The following is a 19,266-nucleotide window of genomic DNA, read 5'->3' on the forward strand; positions in this document are numbered from 1 at the left end:
TTAAAACGGCTCTGGGTCCGGGAGGGGACCCGGGCAACCGGGAGGGGACCATGAACAAGCACGTCAATGCGGGAATCGACCCGAAGCCCAGGCCGACCGTGTTCCGCCAGCCAGGCTCGCTGATGTATGCCGACAATTGCCGGGATCTACAGATTGCCGCCGGTCGGGGCGAAGTCGAACTGCGCGCCTGGACGCGCGGCAGCTATCCAGGCACCTCGCTCGGCGAGCGGCTGCCGGGAATCTGCACCACCGGCTTCTGGGATGCGAAATTCCAGCAGACCTGGGGCCTGAAGCGGCATTGCAACGAGGGCTTCAAGATCGCGTTCCTGTCGCGCGGCAGCCTGCGGCTGGTGGTAGACGACACCGAGCATCTGCTCCGGCAGGGGCAGTTCATCGTCATCCGTCCGTGGCAGCTGCATTCGATCGGCGACCCGGTCGTCGGCCCCAGCCGGCTGCTCTGGCTCATTCTCGATGGCGGCCTGCGGCGGCCCAACGAAAGCTGGAGCTGGCCGGAGTGGATGGTGTTTTCCGAGGAGGAGGCGCACACGCTGGGCCGGATCCTGACGCAGAACAACCAGCCCGTCTGGGACGGCAACAGCGAACTTGCCAACGCCTTCGAGGCGATCGCGCCGATTCTCGCCAACCGGACGCCGGAGACGGGCGAGACGCGGCTCAAGGTGGCGATCAATACCGTCATGCTGGCCCTGATCGACCGCATGATGGAGCAGGTTCCGGCCCTGGATCCAAACCTCTCGACCGCCCAGAACACCGTCGCCATCTTCCTGCGCCGCCTGCCCGGCCGGGCGGAGGAAAGCTGGACGCTCGAACTGATGGCCGAGGAATGCGGCCTGTCGCGGACGCGCTTTGCCGATTATTGCAAGCTGCTCACCAATATGAGCCCGCTGCAATATCTCCAGCATCTGCGCCTGGAGCGGGCAACCGTCATGCTGCAGGACGCCAAGAGGCCGAGCATCACCGACATCGCCATGGCCTGCGGCTTCAATTCCAGCCAGTATTTCTCCTACGCTTTCCGCAAGCGATATGGCTATGCCCCGCGTGCGATCGCGGCCCAGCCGTCGGTCTAGCTGCGTTTTCGACGTCCAGCCGCCTCCGGTTGGCGTAGCGAAGAGCAAGTGCCCAGCGCCACGCCTCGTCGTCTCGACGAGGCCAATGGCTGTGCGCGATCGGTGCCGCGCTCGGCCCGCCGACGACATGTCGGCTTGACCGGATCCGCGCTGTCCCCGCAGCGCGTAACACTCCCCTTCTCGATCCAGCTTCTATCGGCCCGCCCACAGCCCGCCCTGGATTCCAGCATGCTCCCGCATGAAATATATTTCATTGCGTGAACGATATTGACGACATTCGACTTGCTGTTATGATCCCGGCGTCGGCTTCGGGAGGAAGTTCCGACAGTCCAATCAAGAAATCGAGCGCCTTGGCGTTCGCCATAATCTTTGTGGATGGCTTCGGCCAAGGGAGGGAACTTGCGCAAATTTCTGAAAACGCTCGCTTTTGCGGCGACTGCTTCGACCTGTCTGGCATCGAGCCAGGCGTTTGCCGAAACAACCAACCCGTTCAAGTGCGAACCGGGCGAAGAATACGTCATGAACGTCATGGTCTCGGGCGTCGAATACTGGTTCCCGGTCTATGAGATGTTCAAGCAGGCCGGCCAGCAGTTCGGCTGCAAGACGCGCTACACCGGCACGCCGGACTATGACGTCAACAAGCAGATCGCCACCTTCGACCAGGCGCTGGCCCAGAAGCCGGCCGGAATTCTGGTCCATCCGATGAACTCCGATCCGTTCATCGAGCCGATCAACCGTGCGATCGAGCAGGGCACCGCCGTCGTCACCTTCGCGGCGGATTCGCCGAATTCGAAGCGCGTCTCGTTCATCACCTCGGACAATCTGGCGGAAGGCACCTATGCCGCCGACGCCGTCGCCAAGGCGATGGACGGCAAGGGCGAATACGCGGTGCTGGAAAATCCCGGCCAGGACAATCACGACAAGCGCATCAGCGCCTTCATCGCCCGCATGGAAGCCAAGTGGCCGGACATGAAACTGGTCGGCCGCGCCGCCTCGAACCAGGATCCGACCAAGGCCTATCAGGCAGTCCTGAGCCTGGCGCAGGCACATCCCGACCTCGGCGCGGTGTTCATGCCCGAGGCCAATTCGGCCATCGGCGCCGCCCAGGCGGCCAAGGAAGGCGGCGGCAAGATCAAGGTCATGCTGGCCGACGTCAACGCCAAGATCCTCGACATGATCAAGGCCGGCGAGATCTACGGATCGGTCAATCCCAACCAGGGCATGCAGGGCTATATGGGCTTCATGCTGCTCTGGATGGCCAAACATCCCGAACTGATCGACCCGATGAACGACACCAAGCGTTCGGGCGCCAACGGCATGGCCGTGCCCTTCGTCGACAACGGCTTCTCCATCGTCACCGCAGAGAATGCCGACGACTTCTACTGGGACAAGTACCTGCAGCGCCGCGGCACCAAGGGGATCGAGGAATAGCCTCGACGCCCCAGCCGCCCGGCGATCCGCCGAGGCGAAGCTGCCGGAAGGGGGCGCTGCCCCCTTCCCCTTCCCGTCTACCGCAGGAGCATGGCGTGACCCAGGCGCCCATTCTTGAAATTCGCGGCGTGTCCAAGGCCTTCGGCCCGGTCAAGGCGCTGAGCGACGTCCGCTTCGAGCTTCGGCGCGGCGAGATCCATGCGCTTTGCGGCGAGAACGGCGCCGGCAAGTCGACGCTGATGAACATCCTCGCCGGCGTCTTGCAGCCCAGCGATGGCGAGATCTGGCTCGACGGCCAGCGCGTCGCCATCCCCTCGCCCGCCGCGGCCCAGCGCCTCGGCATCGGCCTGGTGCATCAAGAGATCGCGCTCTGCCCCGACGCGACCGTGGCGGAAAACATCTACATGGCGGCGATCAACGCCCGCCGTTCGCCACTGATGAATTTTCAAAAGCTCTATGTCGAGGCGCAGAAGGTCATGGACCGGCTCGCCCCGATCCCGGTCCGCACCAAGGTGGCCGACCTCTCCATTTCCAACCAGCAGCTCGTCGAGATCGCCAAGGCGCTGACGCTCGACTGCAAGGTGCTGATGCTCGACGAGCCGACCGCCGCCCTCACCGAAAGCGAGGCGCAGCGCCTGTTTTCGATCGTGCGCGGGCTGCAGCAGCGCGGCATTTCGGTGGTCTATATCAGCCATCGCATGGCCGAGATCTTCTCGCTCTGCGACCGGGTCACGGTGTTTCGCGACGGCCAGTATGTCGCGACCGACCGCATCGCCGACGTCTCCCCGGATGACGTCGTGCGCAAGATGGTCGGCCGCGAGATCACCCAGCTCTATCCCGACAAACTCGCGGAAGCGCCGGGACGCGTTCTGCTCTCCGTCAAGGGACTTGCCGACAGCGTCTGCTTCCAGCATGTCGACCTGGAGCTTCGCGCCGGCGAAATCCTCGGCATTGGCGGCCTGATCGGCGCCGGCCGCAGCGAGATCGCCCAGACCATTTGCGGATTGCGACCCGCAACGGCCGGTAAGGTCGAGATCGACGGCAAGCCGCAGCGCATCCGTAACTATAGCGACGCGGTCAAGACCGGCCTGGTTTACCTGTCCGAGGACAGAAAGGGCTCCGGCGTGTTCCTCGACATGCCGATCGCGGCCAATATCTCGGCGCTCGACCTGAACAAGGTGACATCGCTCGGCCTGCTCAACCGCAAGGCAGAGGACCGCCAGGCGAGCGAGCTGACGAAGCGCCTCGGTGTGCGCATGTCCGGCATAAGCGCCGCCGTCTCGACGCTGAGCGGCGGCAACCAGCAAAAGGTCGCGATCGCCAAGCAGCTCTCGGTCGACCCGCGGGTCATCATCATGGACGAGCCGACGCGCGGCATCGATGTTGGCGCCAAGGTCGAGATCCACCGCCTGCTGCGCCACCTCGCCGCCCGGGGCGTCGGTATCGTCGTCATCTCCTCGGAGCTGCCGGAACTGATCGGCCTCTGCGACCGTGTGGTCGTCGTGCACGAGGGCCGCATCGCCGGTGAACTCGGCGCCGATGCCCTCGGCGAGGAAGCGATCATGCGCCTCGCCTCCGGCGTCAAGAATTCTTCAACACAGCAGGCCGCCCATGTCGCCTAGGGAACACACCCCCATGCAAGCCGAACTCAACGCCGGCGGCGCCCGGCGCATCGACTTCGCCCGCCTCGCCTCGATGCGCGAAGCGGGACTGATCGTCATCATTCTCCTGCTCTGCGTCGCCATGAGCTTCGCCTCGCCCCACTTCCTCACCTGGGGCAACCTTCGCGCCATGATGATGAGCTTCTCGATCGAGGGCATCGTCGTCGTCGGCATGACAATCCTTCTGATCGTCGGCGGCATCGACCTCTCCGTCGGCTCGGTGGTCTGCTTCTCGATGGTGATTTCCGGCGCGCTGTTCCTGGCCGGGCTCGATCCGTGGACGGCAAGCCTGGTCGGCATCGCCGCCAGCGCGCTGATCGGCGCCATCATGGGCTTCTTCGTCACCGTGGTCGGGCTCAACCACTTCATCACCTCGCTCGCGGCGATGGTGATCGTGCGCGGCCTCTGCCTGATCATCACCAAGGGAACGCCGCTGTCGCTGTTTTCGCTGCCGCCCTCCTTCAAGGCGATCGGCCAGGGCAGCTTCCACAACATCCCCTATGTGATCCTGATCTTCCTGGTCGTCGTCGCCGTCTTCGACTTCCTGCTGCGTCGCGCCACCGCCTTCCGCAAGGTTTTCTATACCGGCTCCAACCAGAAGGCGGCGCAGTTCTCCGGCATCAAGACCAACCAGGTGAAGTTCTGGGTGACGGTGCTGTGCTCCGCCCTCGCCGGCTTCGCTGGAGTTATCTACATGGCCCGTTTCGGCGCCGCCACGCCGACCTTCGGCGCAGGCATGGAACTCAACATCATCGCCGCGGCGGTGATCGGCGGCGCTTCGCTCAATGGCGGCTCCGGCACCATCTTCGGGGCGATCCTCGGCATGGCCCTGCTTTCGGTCGTCACCAGCTCGCTCATCCTGCTCGACGTCTCCGTCTATTGGCAGGAGATGATCAAGGGCTGCATTCTGCTCGCTGCCGTCTCCATCGACCACTTCCTGCATCGCAAGAAGTCCTGAGTCTCCAGCGCACCGAAGCAAGATCATGGCCCCCATCACTCCACGCGACGACCTCCAGGCTGCCCGGCAGATGCACCAGGCCCTCGTCCTGCATTACATCGAGGGCAAGACCCAGGCGGAGATCGCCCGGGAACTCGGCCTGTCGCACGCGACGGTCAACCGGCTGATCAAGCGCGGCCACCAGCTCGGCCTCGTCGAGATCAAGATCAAATCGCCGATCGACCATCTCGTCGAGATCGAGGCGCGGCTGGTCGAGCTTGGCGGCATCGAGCGCGCTGTGGTGGTACCCTCCGTTTCCGACAATCCGCGCACGGCCCTGCAGCGGGTCGGAGAAGCGGCGGCGCGACTGCTGCTCGACACGATCAAGGATGGCGACACCATCTCGATCTCCGGCGGCAAGGGCGTCAGCGCCCTGGTGGCGGGGCTGCAGCCGGGCCGACGATATGATGTCGAGGTCATCCCGGCGACCGGGCTCGTCCAGGGCAAGCACTATACCGACGTCAACCATGTCGCCTCGCTGATGGCCGACAAGCTCGGCGGCCGGGCCTACCAGATCCATGCGCCGCTCTTCGCGGACTCGCCGGAACAGCGCGAGATGCTGATGAGCGTGCGCTCCGTCGGCGACGTGTTCCGGCGGGCCCGCGAGGCGGATGTGGCGGTGATCGGCATCGGCTCGATCCTCAGCGATGACTCCAGCTATTACGACCTGCATCCCTTCTCCGTCGCCGATCGCCGCGCCATCGAAGAGTCGGGCGCGACGGGCGAGTTGCTGGCCCATCTCATCGGCCGCGACGGCCAGCTTTGCGACTACACCCCGAACCGCTCGCTGGTGTCGCTGACGCTCGATGAATTCGCCACCATTCCCCGCTCGATCGGTATCGCCAGCGGCGCCAGCAAGATCGCGCCGGTGCTGAGCGCCATGCGCGGCAATCACCTCGACATCATCGTCACGGACGAGACCACCGGGCTCCAGATCCTGGACCTCGCCCAGAAGGAAGCAGCATGAGCCCGCAGCCAATCCAGCGCCCCATCGGCAAGTCCGGCATCTCCGCCTCCGCCGTCGGCCTCGGCACATGGGCCATCGGTGGCTGGATGTGGGGCGGCACGGATGAAGCCGCCTCGATCCGCGCCATCGAAGCCTCGATCGAGGCCGGGATCAGCCTGATCGATACGGCACCGGCCTACGGCCTCGGCCGCAGCGAGGAGATCGTCGGCAAGGCGATCCGCGGCAAGCGCGACAAGGTCGTAATCGCCACCAAATGCGGCCTCAACTGGCACTCCGGCAAGGGCAACCCTTTCTTCGACCAGGACGGAATCCCAGTCCACCGCTATCTCGGCGCTGATGGCATCGCCTATGAGGTGGAGCAGAGCCTGAAGCGGCTCGGCACCGACCATATCGACCTCTACATCACGCACTGGCAGGACCCGACCACGCCGATCGCCGAGACGATGGCCGCGCTCGAGAAGCTGAAAGCGCAGGGCAAGATCCGCGCGATCGGCGCATCCAATCTGAGCCTCGACGACCTGCACCAATACGTCGCCGCCGGCGGGCTCGACGCGATCCAGGAGCGCTATTCGGCGCTGGACCGCGAGATCGAGAGCACTCTCCTGCCGATCGCCATGCGCAACGACATCGCGACGCTGAGCTATTCATCGCTGGCACTCGGCCTGCTGACCGGATCGATCGATCCCTCGCGCGAATTCACCGGCGACGACCAGCGGCTCGGCAATCCGCGCTTCTCTCCGGCCAACCGCGAGAAGATCGCGCGGCTGAAGACGGCCATCGCCCCGATCATCGCGAAGCACGGCGCCTCCATGGCGCAAATCATGATCGCCTGGACGCTGGCCCAGCCCGGCATCACCTTCGCGCTTTGCGGCGCGCGCAATCCCGAGCAGGCGATCGAAAATGCGCGGGCCGGGGAAATCCGCCTGGATGCCGACGATCTCGCCACACTCGATGCGGCGCTTGCGACGCATCTTGTGGCCATGGATGCGTGAGCGAGAAAGCAGAACCCAATGAACCGCACCGAAACCCTTGCCGCCCTGCGCGGTCGGCCGGATGTTGCCGTGCTCGTCATCGGCGGCGGCATCAACGGCATCAGCGTCTTCCGCGAACTCGCGCTGCAGGGCGTCGATGTCGTGCTGGCGGAAAAGGGCGACTATTGCAGCGGCGCCAGCGCCGCCCTCTCGCGCATGGTGCATGGCGGCCTGCGCTATCTGGAAAATGGCGAGTTCAAGCTGGTGCGCGAGTCGCTCGTCGAGCGCGACCGGCTGCTGAAGAACGCACCGCACTACGTGGCGCCGCTGCCGACCACGGTGCCGATCTTCGACATCTTCTCCGGAATCGCCAATGGTGCGGTCCGCTTCCTCGGCCTGACGCGCCGGCCCAGTCGCCGGGGTGCCTTCGTCATCAAGGCCGGGCTGACGCTCTATGACCGCTTCACCGCCTCGCGTCGGTTGATGCCGGCGCACCGGTTTCGCGGCCGCACGGAAACACTAAGGACATGGCCGGCGATTAACCCGGCGATCCGCAGCTCCGCCACCTATTACGACGCCTGGGTCAGTCGGCCGGAGCGGCTGGGGCTGGAAATGCTGCTCGACACGCTCACGGTTCACCCCTCCGCGCGCGCGCTCAACTATGCGACGGTGGCGTCCGACGCCTCCGGCCTCGTGCTGACCAATACGCTCACCGGCGAGAGTCTGCCGATCCGGCCACAGCTGGTCATCAACGCCACGGGCGGCTGGATCGACCTGACCAATCAGGCGATCGGAGCCCCCGCGCCGCACATGATGGGCGGCACCAAGGGCTCGCACCTGATCGTCGACAACCCGGCGCTCTACCAGGCGCTTGACGGCCACATGGTCTATTACGAGAATGAGGACGGGCGCATCTGCATCCTGTTCCCCTATCTCGGCAAGGTGCTGATCGGTTCGACCGACATCCGCGTCGACGATCCCGACAGCGTGCGCTGCGAGGACGACGAGCGGCGCTACATCCTGCAGTCGCTTTCCTTCGTCTTCCCCTCTATCGCGATTGCCGACAACGAAATCGTCTTCCAGTTCTCCGGCGTCCGCCCCCTGCCCGCCAGCAAGGACAGCTTCACCGGTCGCATCCCGCGCGACCATTTCTGCGAGTTCGTCGAGGCGACCGATCAACTGCCGGCGACGCTCTGCATGATCGGCGGCAAGTGGACGACTTTTCGCTCGTTCGGCGCGCTGGCAGCCGACATGGCGCTCGAGCGGCTCGGTCTTTCCCGCAAGATCGGAACCGAGACCCTCGCCATCGGCGGCGGCCGTGCCTTTCCGGCGGACTCGGCCGCGTGGATTGCCGGGTTGGCACAGAAACACGGGCTCAGCGCCGGTTACGCGCAACACCTCTTCGAGCGCTATGGCACGTCTGCCGAAGCGCTTGCTGCCGAGATCGCCAAGGGCCCCGTCGAGATGCTGCCAGGCTCGGACTATTCGGCGGGCGAGATCGCCGCGATTGTCGAGCGCGAGCAGGTCGAAACCCTCGCCGATCTGTTCCTGCGCCGCACGACCATCGCCATTTCAGGCGGCCTCACACCCGATCTCATCGACGCTGGGCTCGCCATCCTCGCCGAGCAAAAGGGCTGGGATGCGGAACGCTCCGCTAGCGAGCGCTCCGACTTTCTCGGCCTGCTCGCCAGCCAGCACGGCGTCCATTTTTCCGATCGCGCCCACACGAACGACAAAAGGAGCGCTCTATGCGCCTGAACCAGAAAGCCCGCATGAACCGGCTCTTCGGCGGCGGACGTTGTCTCGACGTCGCCATCGATCACGGCGTCTGCAACGAGCCGAGTTTCCTTTCCGGTCTCGAGCACATGGAAGGCGTCGTCGCCCAGCTTGTCGCGGCCGGGCCCGACGCGATCCAGATGAACTACGGCCAGGCCGAGCTGCTGCAATCCGTTCCCGGCAAGGACAAGCCCGCGCTCGTCATGCGCATCGACATGGGCAATCCCTACAACCGCATCCGCCACCGGGCGATGTGGGCGGTGCTGCAGAACGAAGCCGAGCCGCTGATCGGCGCCATCGAGATGGACGCGGCCTGCGCCGTGGTCAATCTGTTCATGCTGCCGGACGAGCCGGACCTGTTCCGGCAATGCGTCCAGAACATCGCCCGCGTCCGCGCCGATTGCGACAAATACGGCATGCCGCTGATGATCGAGCCGCTGGCCATGCTGCCGGTCGACCAGAATGGCGGATACATGGTGGATGGCGATGCCGACAAGATCGTGACGCTGACCCGGCTGGCCCGCGAGATGGGCGCCGACATCGTCAAGGCGGACCCGACCACCAATCCCGAGGACTTCCACCGCGTCGTCGAGGCGGCGCGTTGCCCGGTACTGGTGCGCGGCGGCGGCAAAGAGGACCTTCGCGCTGTGTTCGACAAGTCGGCAGCCCTGATGGCCCAAGGCGCGCTCGGCATGGTCTACGGCCGCAACATCTACCAGCATGCCAATCCGAGAGCCGTGGTGCGCGGCCTGATGGCGATCATCCACGACGACGCGGACGGCACGACGGCCTGGGAACTCTATCAGAACGCATAGAGACTTCGGCTTCGGGAGGGGAACCCATGGGCGAATACATTCTCGGACTTGATGCCGGCAATACCGTCATCAAGGCGATCATCTTCGACAAGACCGGCCGCGAACTGGCGCTCGCGGCCCGCGACGGCCACTCCTCCATGCCGAAGCCCGGCCATGTCGAGCGCGACCTGAACGAGCTTTGGCGCAACGCCGTCGCGGTCATCCGCCAATGTATCGAGCAAGCCGGCATCGACGCCGGCGAGATCCTCGCCATTGGCTGTGCCGGCCATGGCAACGGCCTCTATGCGCTGGACCGCGACGGCGCCCCGCTGATCGGCATCCAGTCGCTCGACACACGCGCCGTCGGCATCGTGGCGGATTGGGCGAAGCAGGATGTCGGCGCCCGCGCTTATGCGCACTGCCTGCAAATGCCCTGGGCGGCGCAGACCCCCACCCTGCTCGCCTGGCTGAAGCGCTATGCGCCGGACCTGTTCGCCAGGGTCGGCACGGTGTTCCTGTGCAAGGATTTCGTCGTCAACCGCCTGACCGGCGCACGCTCGACCGATACATCCGATATGTCGGGCTGCGGCCTGCTGCGAATGCCGGACCGGCGCTACGAGGCGGAACTGATGGCCGCCTATGAGCTGGAAGACTGCATGGGGCTGCTGCCGCCCGTGCTGGAATCGGCCGAGATCGCCGGCCGGATCACGGATGACGTTGCCGCCCTCACCGGCCTCCGCGCCGGCACGCCCGTCGTCGCGGGTCTATTCGACGTGGTGGCGAGCGCGGTCGGTTCGGGCGTCACCCGCACCGGCGCCGCCTCCGTCATCGCCGGGACCTGGAGCATCAACCAGGTGATCACCGACGAGCCGATCCGCGACCCGTCCATCTTCATGGTCTCGACCTTCGATCCCGCCCGCTATCTGGCGATCGAGGCAAGCGCCACCTCAGCCGCCAACCTCGAATGGATCGTGCGCGAATTCCTTGAACAAGCACCCGATGGCAACAAGTCGCCCTTCGAGCTTTGCAGCGAAATGGTCGCCTCCATCGATCCAAACGGCGATATGCCGATCTATCACCCGTTCCTCTATGGCTCGCAGCAGAGCGGCAACGCTCGCGCCGGCTTCTATGGCATTGCCGGCTGGCACACGCGCGCCCACCTGCTGCGCGCCCTGTTCGAAGGCGTCGCCTTCGAGCACAAGCGCCATGTGGAAAGATTGCGCGGGGCCGGCGCGGGGATCGACGAGATTGTCCTCTCCGGCGGCGGCTCGCGCAGCCAGGTCTGGCCGCAGATCTTCGCCGATGTGCTTGGCGTCCCGGTCACTGTGGCGCGCAGCCGGGAGACCGGCGCGCTGGGTGCGGCGATCGCCGCCGCCGTCGGCGTCGGTGCCTTTGCCGGCTTTGGCGAGGGCGCTGCCGCCATGACAGCCGCCGCCCGCAACTATCTGCCCGACAACGCGATTTCGCCGGCTTACGAACGGCGCTATAGCGTCTATGGTGAGATCAACCAGGCGATGACCCCGATTTGGCAGCGCATCGCCGCTGGACAGGCGCAGAATTGACCGAACCTGCTTCTTCTTCCTTTGGCGATTACGATTATGTCATCGTCGGCGCGGGTTCGGCGGGCTGCGTGCTGGCCAACCGGCTGTCCGCCGATCCGCGCAGCCGGGTGCTCCTGCTGGAAGCCGGCGGCAGCGACCGCTACCACTGGGTCAACATCCCCATCGGCTACCTGTTCTGCATGGGCAATCCGCGCACAGACTGGATGATGAAGACCGAGCCGGAGCCGGGCCTGAACGGCCGCAGCCTGAACTATCCCCGCGGAAAAGTTCTCGGCGGCTGTTCCTCGATCAACGGCATGATCTACATGCGCGGTCAGGCGGCCGATTATGACGTTTGGCGGCAGGCGGGCAATGCCGGCTGGGGCTGGGACGACGTGCTGCCCTACTTCCTGAAGTCGGAAGCCCATCATGGCGGCGAGAATGCGCTGCACGGCGGAAGCGGCGAATGGCGGGTGGAAAAGCAGCGCCTGTCCTGGCCGATCCTCGACGCGTTTCGCGATGCCGCCGAGGAACTCGGCATTCCGCGCACCGACGATTTCAACACCGGCACCAATGAAGGCTCCGGCTATTTCGAGGTCAACCAGAAGAACGGCGTGCGCTGGAACACGTCGAAGGCCTTCCTTCGCGGTATCGAGAGCCGACAGAACCTGCGCGTCGTCACCGGAGCCGAGACCGAGCGGCTGACCTTTGACGGCGGTCGCGTCACCGGGCTCCTCTTCCGCAAGGACGGGCGGCTACATCAGGTGAAGGCAGGCCAGACGATCCTCTCCGCCGGCGCGATCAACTCGCCGAAGATTTTGGAGCTGTCGGGCGTCGGCCGCCCGGATCTGCTCTCCGACCTCGGCATCCCGGTCCGGCACGCGCTCAACGGCGTCGGCGAGAACCTTCAGGATCATCTGCAGATCCGCACCGTGTTCAAGGTGAGCGGCGCGGCGACGCTCAACCAGCGCTACCACAACCTCGCCACCCGCGCCGCCATGGGCGTCGAATACGCACTGAGACGCAGCGGACCGCTGTCGATGGCGCCGAGCCAGCTTGGCATCTTCGCCAAGAGCGACCCACGCCTGGAGACGCCGGATCTCGAATACCATGTCCAACCGCTGAGCACGGACCGGCTCGGCGAGCCGCTGCACAAGTTCCCGGCCGTGACGGTCTCCGTCTGCAATCTGCGCCCCGAAAGCTGCGGCACCGTGCATATGGCATCTGCCGACCCGCGCGAGGCGGCGAAGATCCGGCCGAACTATCTCTCGACGGAACGGGATCGCCAGGTCGCCGTGGCCTCGATCGAGCATGCTCGGCGCCTGATGAAAACCAGCGCCATCGCGCGCTTCGCGCCGCAGGAAATGCTGCCCGGACCTGAAATTGTCAATCAGAGCGATCTGGTGCGCAAGGTCGGCGACATCGCGACGACGATCTTCCATCCGGTCGGCACCTGCAAGATGGGCCGGGACGAGATGGCCGTGGTCGACGATCGGCTTAGGGTGCATGGCCTCGACGGCCTGCGCGTCGTCGATGCCTCGATCATGCCAAGCATCGTCTCCGGCAACACCAATTCGCCGGTGATCATGATCGCGGAAAAGGCCGCGGAGATGATCCGGCAGGATTCCCTGCGTTAAGGCGACAGCGCGGCCCGAGCTCGTCAATCGGGACGCGCTGGCTGCCTAGACCCGCTCGAGGGCGACGGCGATGCCCTGGCCGACGCCGATGCACATGGTCGAGAGCGAGCGGCGGCCGCCATTCAGGCTCAATTCCAGCGCGGCCGTGCCGGTGATCCGGGCACCCGACATGCCGAGCGGATGGCCAAGCGCGATGGCGCCGCCATGGATGTTCACGCGCTCATCGTCATCGGCGATGCCGAGATCGCGCAAGGTGGCGAGGCCCTGCGAGGCGAACGCCTCGTTCAGTTCGATCACGTCGAAATCGGACGCTTTCAGCCCGAGCCGCGCCATCAGCTTCTTCGATGCCGGCGCCGGGCCGATGCCCATGATCCGGGGCGGCACGCCAGCGGCCGCGCCGCCAAGCACGCGAGCGATCGGGATCAGGCCGTATTTCTTCGCCGCCGCCGCCGAAGCGAGGATCAGCGCAGCAGCGCCGTCATTGACGCCGGAGGCGTTGCCGGCCGTCACCGTACCACCCTTGCGGAACGGCGTCGGCAGCTTGGCCAGCGCTTCCAGGGTCGTGGCGCGCGGGTGCTCGTCCCTGTCGACGATCACCGGATCGCCCTTGCGCTGCGGGATGGTGACGGGCGTGATCTCGCGCGCCAATCGGCCATTCGCCTGCGCCGCGGCCGCCTTGGCCTGGCTGGCCAGCGCGAACCGGTCCTGGTCCTCGCGCGAGACGGAAAAGTCCTCGGCGACGTTCTCGCCCGTCTCCGGCATGGAATCGACGCCATATTGCGCCTTCATCAGCGGGTTGATGAAGCGCCAGCCAATGGTCGTGTCGTGGATCTCGGCATGGCGCGAAAAGGCAGTCTCGGCCTTGGGCAGGACGAAGGGCGCGCGCGACATGCTTTCGACGCCGCCCGCGATCATCAGCTCCGCTTCGCCCGCCTTAATGGCGCGGGCAGCCGTGATGACCGCATCCATGCCGGAGCCGCAGAGCCGGTTGATCGTCGTGCCCGAAACACTGACTGGCAGCCCCGCCAGCAGTAACGACATGCGCGCGACGTTACGATTGTCCTCGCCGGCCTGGTTGGCGCAGCCGAAGATCACGTCGTCGACTGCCTCCCAGTCCACGCCTCCGTTCCGCGCCATCAGCGCCCGGAGCGGAATGGCGCCGAGATCGTCGGCGCGGACCGAGGATAGCGCGCCGCCAAAACGGCCGATCGGCGTGCGGATATAGTCGCAGATGAAGACGTCGGTCATCTCAAAGCTCCGGAACAATCAGATCGACGACAGGGCCGCTTACGTGGAGTTCGGCGCCGGTCACGGCCTGCAATTCGTCGTGCGACAGCGTGGGCAGCTTCTCGCGCAGGACGAAGTGCCCTCCCTCAATGTCGATCACCGCCAGCGAGGTATAGACGCGGGTGACGCAGCCGACGCCGGTCAGGGGGAGCGAGCAGCGCTTCAGCAGCTTCGGCTTGCCGTCCTTGGTGACGTGGTCGGTGATCACCGCGACGCGCTTGGCGCCATGCACAAGATCCATCGCCCCGCCCACCGCCGGCACGCCCTTCGGCCCCGTCGACCAGTTGGCGAGATCGCCGTTCTCCGCCACTTCATAGGCGCCGAGGATCGCCACATCGAGATGACCGCCGCGCACCATGGCGAAGCTGTCGGCATGGTGAAAGAACGCCGAGCCCGGCTTGAGCGTGACCGCCCGCTTACCGGCATTGATGAGATCCCAGTCTTCTTGGCCGCTGGGCGGCGCCTCGCCGAAGTTGAGGATGCCGTTCTCGGTATGGAAGATCGCCTCGCGGCCGGGCGGCTGGTACTGCGCCACCTTCTCCGGAAACCCGATGCCGAGATTGACATAGGCGCCGTCGTGAATGTCCTGCGCGGCGCGCCAGGCAATCTGGTTGTTGGTGAGCTTCGCGGCCATGTCAGGCAACTCCCGGATAGACGGCATTGGCGCGGTTCAGGTCTTCTTCCTGCTGCGCATCCGCGACCTCGACCACCTTCTGCACGAAGATGCCGGGCGTGATGACGACCTCGGGGTCGATGCCACCCGCCGGCACGACGCGCCTTGCCTGCACGACGGTTTCGGCGGCGGCCATGCACATCAGCGGATTGAAGTTCCGCGCGGCGGCACGATAGGTGAGATTGCCCTGGGTGTCGGCAGTCTCGGCCTTCACCAAGGCAACGTCGGCCTTCAGCCAGCGCTCCTGCACATAGGGCCGCCCGTCGAACTCCGCGACCGGCTTGCCCTTGGCGAGATCGGTGCCATAGGAGGTGGGCGTGTAGAAGGCGGGAATGCCGGCGCCGCCGGCGCGGATGCGCTCGGCCAGCGTGCCCTGCGGCACCAGTTCCAGTTCGATCTTGCCGGCCAGATAGAGGTCGGTGAACACGACAGGATCGGCCGAACGCGGGAAGGAGCAGATGAGCTTCTTCACCATTCCCGCCTCGATCAAGGCGGCGAGGCCGACATGCCCATTGCCGGCATTGTTGTTGATGATCGTCAGGTCCGTCGGGTGCCCCGTCGCAAGGAAGCGATCGATCAGCGCGTGGATCAGTTCGATCGGCGAGCCGGCCCCGCCGAAGCCGCCGATCATCACGGTCATATCATCCTCGATACCCGCCACGGCGGTGGCGAGGTCTGCGACTGTCTTGTCCATCAGAAGTCCTCATGCGCCGGAACGGCAACCGCCGGCGCAAACAAAGGGATCATGAGTTCGGCCGCCTACATGAAGCGGGAGGAATCCACGAGGTCGAACATGCTGTCGCCGAGCTCCTTGTGCAGGCGGTGCCAGCGGCGATCGAGATAGACCAGCGAATGGTCCTCCGGTGCGGTGTCTTCCGGGTGCGCCTCGCCTTCCAGCAATTCGGCGGCTACCAGCGTGGCGCCCTCGATCGGCAGGACGCCGAGGCGGCGGGCGCGGAACCAGGTCGAGACGCCGGTATAGCGTGGCTCGCCGGTCGGAAGCCGCTCCCAGGGTCCACCGGCTGGAAACCGCTCCGCTCCGCTTGAGGCGCAGAGCTGCGCCAGATCGATATCGGTGTAGCGCAGCAGATGGATCACCATCGTCTCCGCACGCAGCAGCGGTTCCGACGACCCGGATTTCATCGACAGCGAGAAGGCGACGACCGGCGGCGCGGCGCTGACCGAGATCAGCGACGACACGGTCATGGCGACGGGCCGATCGCCGGGATCGGCCGTGATCACGGCGACGCCCGCCGGATGTCGGCGAAAGGCCTCGCGGAACGCTTGGGTCATCGGGTGCAGGCTCATCGACGGCTCTTTCTCGCGGCATGGGATAGGGAGCCGGGCGGTCGAACCGCCCGGCCCTGAGGACTACTTCTTCTCGATCAGGTCGTAGAACTGCCAGACCCGGTCGGTCCAGCTGCCGCCGATGTTGCGGCCGGCCGAGGTGACGACCGACGGCGCGATGGTGAAGTGGTTGGCCGCCACCATCATCTCGCGGAAAGTCCGCTGGATGACGCCCGCGCGCAGCGATGCGCCACCGCCGGCGCGGTAGGCGAAATTGCAGACATCGACGCCGACTTCGTGGATCTCTGACTTGGCCAGATGGACCAGGCTGATCTGCCGGGTCGAGACGCTCTCGCCGGCCTCGACCGTCGCCTCGATGTCGCGCCAGACCTCGAAGACGAAGGCGCGGGCCGCCCGATAGCGGGCTTCGGCACGGCCGTAGTCGTACCAGAACTTCTCGCTCTCGCCGATCAGCCCTGCCCGGCCCGACTTGGCGCGGGCGAACTTGGCGATCTCGTCCAGCATCCGCCGTCCGGTGCCGAGCGCCCAGCCGGTATGGCCGATCGCCGCGAGGCCGACGACGCCCAGGCTGAAGAACTCCTTCTGGCGCAGCGGCGGCGCGGTCAGGATCGGGAACAGCAGATCGTCGGCGATGAAGACGTCCTCGGCCGCGTAATCGATGCTGCCCGTGCCGCCCAGGCCCAGCACGTCCCAGTTGCCGAGTTGCTTGTGCTCGGAAATCGGCGCATGGGCGCACATGACGATCACGTTGCCGTTCTCGTCCTTGGCGGGCTTGCCGGTCCCGTCATCGACGAAGCAGGCGCTGTGCGAATAGGTGGCATGGCTGAAGCCGCTGCCATAGCTCCACTTGCCGGTCAGCCGATAGCCACCTTCGACCTTCTTCAGCATGCCGAGCGGTGCGCCCTGCCCCGAGAATCGGTTGTCGGAGCCAGGCGCGAACAGTCGCTCAACCGCGCTGTCCGGCAGGAAGGCCGCCGACATGGCGCCGATGCAGCAATGCACCATCGAGACCCAGCCGGCGGAACCGGAATGCCAGGTGATCGCCTCCAGCAGTTCGAGGCCCTGCGTCGGCGGCAATTGCGCGCCTCCCAGGCCTTCGGCGGCGAAGATATGCGACATGCGCAGCGGCTTCAGCGCCTCGAAGGTCTCCTGGGTCAGTTCGCCGTTCTTCTCGTCGGCGTCGGCATTGGCTTCCAGGATCGGGCCGATTTCCGCGATCTTCTTCAAGAGGTCGCGGTAGTCGACCGTCGTGCCCCAGGAGCTGTGCTTGATGGGCTTGTTCATGAATTTCTCCTCCACTTTGAATTCGGTTTAGCCGGCGAGGAAGTCGCCGATCTGGGTCACGGTCCCGGGCTTCTCCTGCATGACGAAGTGACCGGCGTCCTCCACCAGGATCAGGCGCGCGTCGGGCAGAGCCTCGACGAAGATCGGAGCCTGGCTTGCCGGCAGCAGGCGATCCTGCTTGCCCCAGACGACCAGCGCCGGATTGTTGATCCGCCCCAGGAAGCGGCGAAGGTTCGGGTGCCCCATGCCGAACGGCGCGAGCAGCCGGCCCAGCGTCTCGCCCTCGCGAGCGCGGTCGGCGCCGAAGGCTTCGGCGAAAGCGGCGTCCGAGCCGTCCGGGAAGTAGCGCAGCGCCACCGAGACGTCGTGCGCCAGATAGCCAGGCAGGTCCTGCGGCGCGAGCGCGCCGAGATTGGTGGCGGGATGCGCGGGATCGTTGAGACCGGCGGGCGCGACCAGCACGACCCTGTCGAAGCGCTCGCGCGCCACGCCGGCAAGCTCCGTCGCCATCCAGCCGCCCATGGAGAAGCCGACGAGATGCGGCTTTTCCTCGAGTTCCATCGCATCGAGCAGGTCGAGATAATGCACGACCATGTCGGACATGCCGCTCACATGCGGCGCCGCGCCCGAATAGCCAAAGCCCGGATGGCTGGCGCACAGCACGCGGAAGCGGTCGGCAAGGCCTTCCGCGAAATCGAAGCCTTCCAGCGTCGAGGCGCCGTGCAGGAACAGCACCGGCTTGCCCTGGCCGATGGCCTTCACCACCGTCTTCGTGCCGCCGACATCATATTCGAGCGTTTCAAATTCTACGGCCATGGATACTCCTCCCCTAAACAAGTTCCGGCTGGATCAGCACCTTGCATTGCGTGGTGCGGCGGCGAAGGCTCTCGAAGATCTGCGGAACCGGTGACAGATCGATCCGATCGGTGATCAGCGCCTGCGGCGCGAACGGTCCGCCCCGTAGCGCATCGAGCGCGACGCCGAATTCGTTGCTCTGGTGAAAGAACACCGAGAAAAGCAGGTTCACTTCTTTGCTCAGCCCGACGAACGGATCCCATTCGTCGCCGCCGATGCAGAGGCCGACGCCGACCACCGTGCCCTGCAGGCGAACGGCCGCGACGGCGGCCCCGAGCAGGCCGCGCTTGCCGACGCATTCGAAGACGATGTCCGGCGCGCCGCAGCAGGCATCGGCCAGGTTTTCAGACAGGCGCTCGCCAGAGAGGACGAAGTCCGTCGCGCCCAGCGCCAGTGCCCGCTCGCGTTGATGGTCGTGGATGTCGGCCACGACGACGCGCGACGCTCCCATCCGCCGCGCCCAGAATGCGACGAGCAGCCCGATCGGGCCGGCACCCAGAATGGCTACTCGATCCCCGGGCTTCATGCCGGAACGCACGATGCAATGCAGCGCGACCGACAAGGGCTCGGCCAGCGCGCCGTCCTCGAGCGGCACGTCATCCGGCAGGATGTGGCACTGTCGCGCCGCGACGGTCGCATATTCGGCATAGCCGCCGCCGATCAGCACCATCTCCGCGCAACGGGCGGAGTCGCCGCGCCGGCAGGACTCGCAATGGCCGCAGCCGCGCATCGGCACGACGGCGACACGGTCACCGATGCGGAGATTGGTGACCTCCGATCCCAGGGCGACGATATCGCCGGCGAATTCATGGCCGAGCACGAAGCCCGCGCCGATGCCGAAGGGAACCGGATCCTCGGTAATGTGCAGATCGCTGCCGCAGATGCCGCAGGCGGCGATGCGCAGGACGACCTCATCCGGGCCCGGGGTCGGATCGGGCACCGCGCCGATGCGCAGCGGCGCGCCGACCGTATCGAAGATGGCTGCTTTCATGGAATTCC

Annotated in this window: 17 protein-coding genes; 10 read left to right on the forward strand and 7 right to left on the reverse strand. The window is 65.8% G+C overall.

Annotated elements, in window-relative coordinates; all coding sequences use genetic code 11:
• Positions 1-50: 50 nt before the first annotated feature.
• The 10 genes from ACHMWQ_RS16980 (at position 51) to ACHMWQ_RS17025 (ending at position 12,860) form a co-directional block, all read left to right on the forward strand.
• Positions 51-1,085 carry a helix-turn-helix domain-containing protein gene (locus tag ACHMWQ_RS16980; RefSeq protein ID WP_396308367.1) on the forward strand — a complete coding sequence of 345 codons (1,035 nt, stop codon included), beginning with the start codon at positions 51-53 and terminating at the stop codon, positions 1,083-1,085.
• A gap of 399 nt (positions 1,086-1,484) precedes the next feature.
• Positions 1,485-2,516 (forward strand): substrate-binding domain-containing protein, encoded by a 1,032-nt coding sequence (locus ACHMWQ_RS16985; RefSeq protein ID WP_354549668.1) that lies wholly within the window; start codon positions 1,485-1,487, stop codon positions 2,514-2,516.
• Between the two features lie 95 nt (positions 2,517-2,611).
• Positions 2,612-4,138, forward strand: coding sequence for a sugar ABC transporter ATP-binding protein (locus ACHMWQ_RS16990; protein ID WP_396308368.1), 1,527 nt, complete (start codon positions 2,612-2,614; stop codon positions 4,136-4,138).
• Positions 4,139-4,151: 13 nt separating this feature from the next.
• Complete coding sequence (locus tag ACHMWQ_RS16995) at positions 4,152-5,135, forward strand: ABC transporter permease (RefSeq protein WP_396308369.1); 984 nt, start codon at positions 4,152-4,154, stop codon at positions 5,133-5,135.
• Positions 5,136-5,160: 25 nt separating this feature from the next.
• Entirely contained in the window at positions 5,161-6,141 is a 981-nt protein-coding gene (locus ACHMWQ_RS17000; RefSeq protein ID WP_354549674.1) for a sugar-binding transcriptional regulator, read from the forward strand.
• A complete protein-coding gene (locus tag ACHMWQ_RS17005; protein ID WP_396308370.1) occupies positions 6,138-7,133 on the forward strand; it encodes an aldo/keto reductase in 996 nt (331 codons plus the stop codon). Before ACHMWQ_RS17000 ends, ACHMWQ_RS17005 begins: the two co-directional genes overlap by 4 nt.
• An 18-nt stretch (positions 7,134-7,151) precedes the next feature.
• Positions 7,152-8,870, forward strand: a complete 1,719-nt coding sequence (locus ACHMWQ_RS17010) for a glycerol-3-phosphate dehydrogenase/oxidase (RefSeq protein ID WP_396308371.1) — start codon at positions 7,152-7,154, stop codon at positions 8,868-8,870.
• Positions 8,871-8,884: 14 nt separating this feature from the next.
• The gene (locus ACHMWQ_RS17015; RefSeq protein WP_396309467.1) at positions 8,885-9,703 is read left to right on the forward strand and encodes a class I fructose-bisphosphate aldolase; all 819 of its coding nucleotides are present in this window, start codon (positions 8,885-8,887) and stop codon (positions 9,701-9,703) included.
• 26 nt (positions 9,704-9,729) lie between these two features.
• Entirely contained in the window at positions 9,730-11,244 is a 1,515-nt protein-coding gene (locus tag ACHMWQ_RS17020; RefSeq protein WP_396308372.1) for an FGGY-family carbohydrate kinase, read from the forward strand.
• Complete coding sequence (locus ACHMWQ_RS17025) at positions 11,241-12,860, forward strand: GMC family oxidoreductase (RefSeq protein ID WP_396308373.1); 1,620 nt, start codon at positions 11,241-11,243, stop codon at positions 12,858-12,860. The genes ACHMWQ_RS17020 and ACHMWQ_RS17025 overlap by 4 nt, the downstream gene beginning before the upstream one ends.
• 45 nt (positions 12,861-12,905) lie before the next feature.
• On the opposite strand, the gene pcaF is transcribed toward ACHMWQ_RS17025, so the two are convergent.
• The 7 genes from pcaF to ACHMWQ_RS17060 form a co-directional block, all read right to left on the reverse strand.
• Positions 12,906-14,108, reverse strand: coding sequence for a 3-oxoadipyl-CoA thiolase (gene pcaF, locus ACHMWQ_RS17030; protein WP_396308374.1), 1,203 nt, complete (start codon positions 14,106-14,108; stop codon positions 12,906-12,908).
• 1 nt (position 14,109) lies between these two features.
• Positions 14,110-14,781, reverse strand: a complete 672-nt coding sequence (locus ACHMWQ_RS17035; protein ID WP_396308375.1) for a 3-oxoacid CoA-transferase subunit B — start codon at positions 14,779-14,781, stop codon at positions 14,110-14,112.
• A gap of 1 nt (position 14,782) precedes the next feature.
• Positions 14,783-15,514: a 3-oxoacid CoA-transferase subunit A gene (locus ACHMWQ_RS17040; RefSeq protein WP_396308376.1), complete on the reverse strand. Its 732-nt coding sequence runs from the start codon at positions 15,512-15,514 to the stop codon at positions 14,783-14,785.
• 65 nt (positions 15,515-15,579) lie between these two features.
• The gene (locus ACHMWQ_RS17045; protein WP_396308377.1) at positions 15,580-16,128 is read right to left on the reverse strand and encodes a flavin reductase family protein; all 549 of its coding nucleotides are present in this window, start codon (positions 16,126-16,128) and stop codon (positions 15,580-15,582) included.
• Between the two features lie 63 nt (positions 16,129-16,191).
• Complete coding sequence (locus ACHMWQ_RS17050) at positions 16,192-17,412, reverse strand: acyl-CoA dehydrogenase (protein WP_396308378.1); 1,221 nt, start codon at positions 17,410-17,412, stop codon at positions 16,192-16,194.
• A gap of 27 nt (positions 17,413-17,439) precedes the next feature.
• Positions 17,440-18,228, reverse strand: a complete 789-nt coding sequence (locus ACHMWQ_RS17055; RefSeq protein ID WP_396308379.1) for an alpha/beta fold hydrolase — start codon at positions 18,226-18,228, stop codon at positions 17,440-17,442.
• Positions 18,229-18,241: 13 nt separating this feature from the next.
• Entirely contained in the window at positions 18,242-19,258 is a 1,017-nt protein-coding gene (locus ACHMWQ_RS17060; RefSeq protein WP_396308380.1) for a zinc-binding dehydrogenase, read from the reverse strand.
• Positions 19,259-19,266 lie beyond the last annotated feature (8 nt).

The sequence above is a fragment of the Kaistia sp. UC242_56 genome, from assembly GCF_044452255.1.
Lineage (GTDB): Bacteria > Pseudomonadota > Alphaproteobacteria > Rhizobiales > Kaistiaceae > Kaistia > Kaistia defluvii_A.

What these genes read in the sequence shown, in the direction of transcription:
- ACHMWQ_RS16980 (WP_396308367.1), top strand. Translation starts at nt 51, where the DNA reads ATGAACAAGCACGTCAATGCGGGAATCGACCCGAAGCCCAGGCCGACC.
- ACHMWQ_RS16995 (WP_396308369.1), top strand. Translation starts at nt 4,152, where the DNA reads ATGCAAGCCGAACTCAACGCCGGCGGCGCCCGGCGCATCGACTTCGCC.
- ACHMWQ_RS17000 (WP_354549674.1), top strand. Translation starts at nt 5,161, where the DNA reads ATGGCCCCCATCACTCCACGCGACGACCTCCAGGCTGCCCGGCAGATG.
- ACHMWQ_RS17005 (WP_396308370.1), top strand. Translation starts at nt 6,138, where the DNA reads ATGAGCCCGCAGCCAATCCAGCGCCCCATCGGCAAGTCCGGCATCTCC.
- ACHMWQ_RS17010 (WP_396308371.1), top strand. Translation starts at nt 7,152, where the DNA reads ATGAACCGCACCGAAACCCTTGCCGCCCTGCGCGGTCGGCCGGATGTT.
- ACHMWQ_RS17015 (WP_396309467.1), top strand. Translation starts at nt 8,885, where the DNA reads ATGAACCGGCTCTTCGGCGGCGGACGTTGTCTCGACGTCGCCATCGAT.
- ACHMWQ_RS17020 (WP_396308372.1), top strand. Translation starts at nt 9,730, where the DNA reads ATGGGCGAATACATTCTCGGACTTGATGCCGGCAATACCGTCATCAAG.
- pcaF (WP_396308374.1), bottom strand. Translation starts at nt 14,108, where the DNA reads ATGACCGACGTCTTCATCTGCGACTATATCCGCACGCCGATCGGCCGT.
- ACHMWQ_RS17035 (WP_396308375.1), bottom strand. Translation starts at nt 14,781, where the DNA reads ATGGCCGCGAAGCTCACCAACAACCAGATTGCCTGGCGCGCCGCGCAG.
- ACHMWQ_RS17040 (WP_396308376.1), bottom strand. Translation starts at nt 15,514, where the DNA reads ATGGACAAGACAGTCGCAGACCTCGCCACCGCCGTGGCGGGTATCGAG.
- ACHMWQ_RS17045 (WP_396308377.1), bottom strand. Translation starts at nt 16,128, where the DNA reads ATGAGCCTGCACCCGATGACCCAAGCGTTCCGCGAGGCCTTTCGCCGA.
- ACHMWQ_RS17050 (WP_396308378.1), bottom strand. Translation starts at nt 17,412, where the DNA reads ATGAACAAGCCCATCAAGCACAGCTCCTGGGGCACGACGGTCGACTAC.
- ACHMWQ_RS17055 (WP_396308379.1), bottom strand. Translation starts at nt 18,228, where the DNA reads ATGGCCGTAGAATTTGAAACGCTCGAATATGATGTCGGCGGCACGAAG.
- ACHMWQ_RS17060 (WP_396308380.1), bottom strand. Translation starts at nt 19,258, where the DNA reads ATGAAAGCAGCCATCTTCGATACGGTCGGCGCGCCGCTGCGCATCGGC.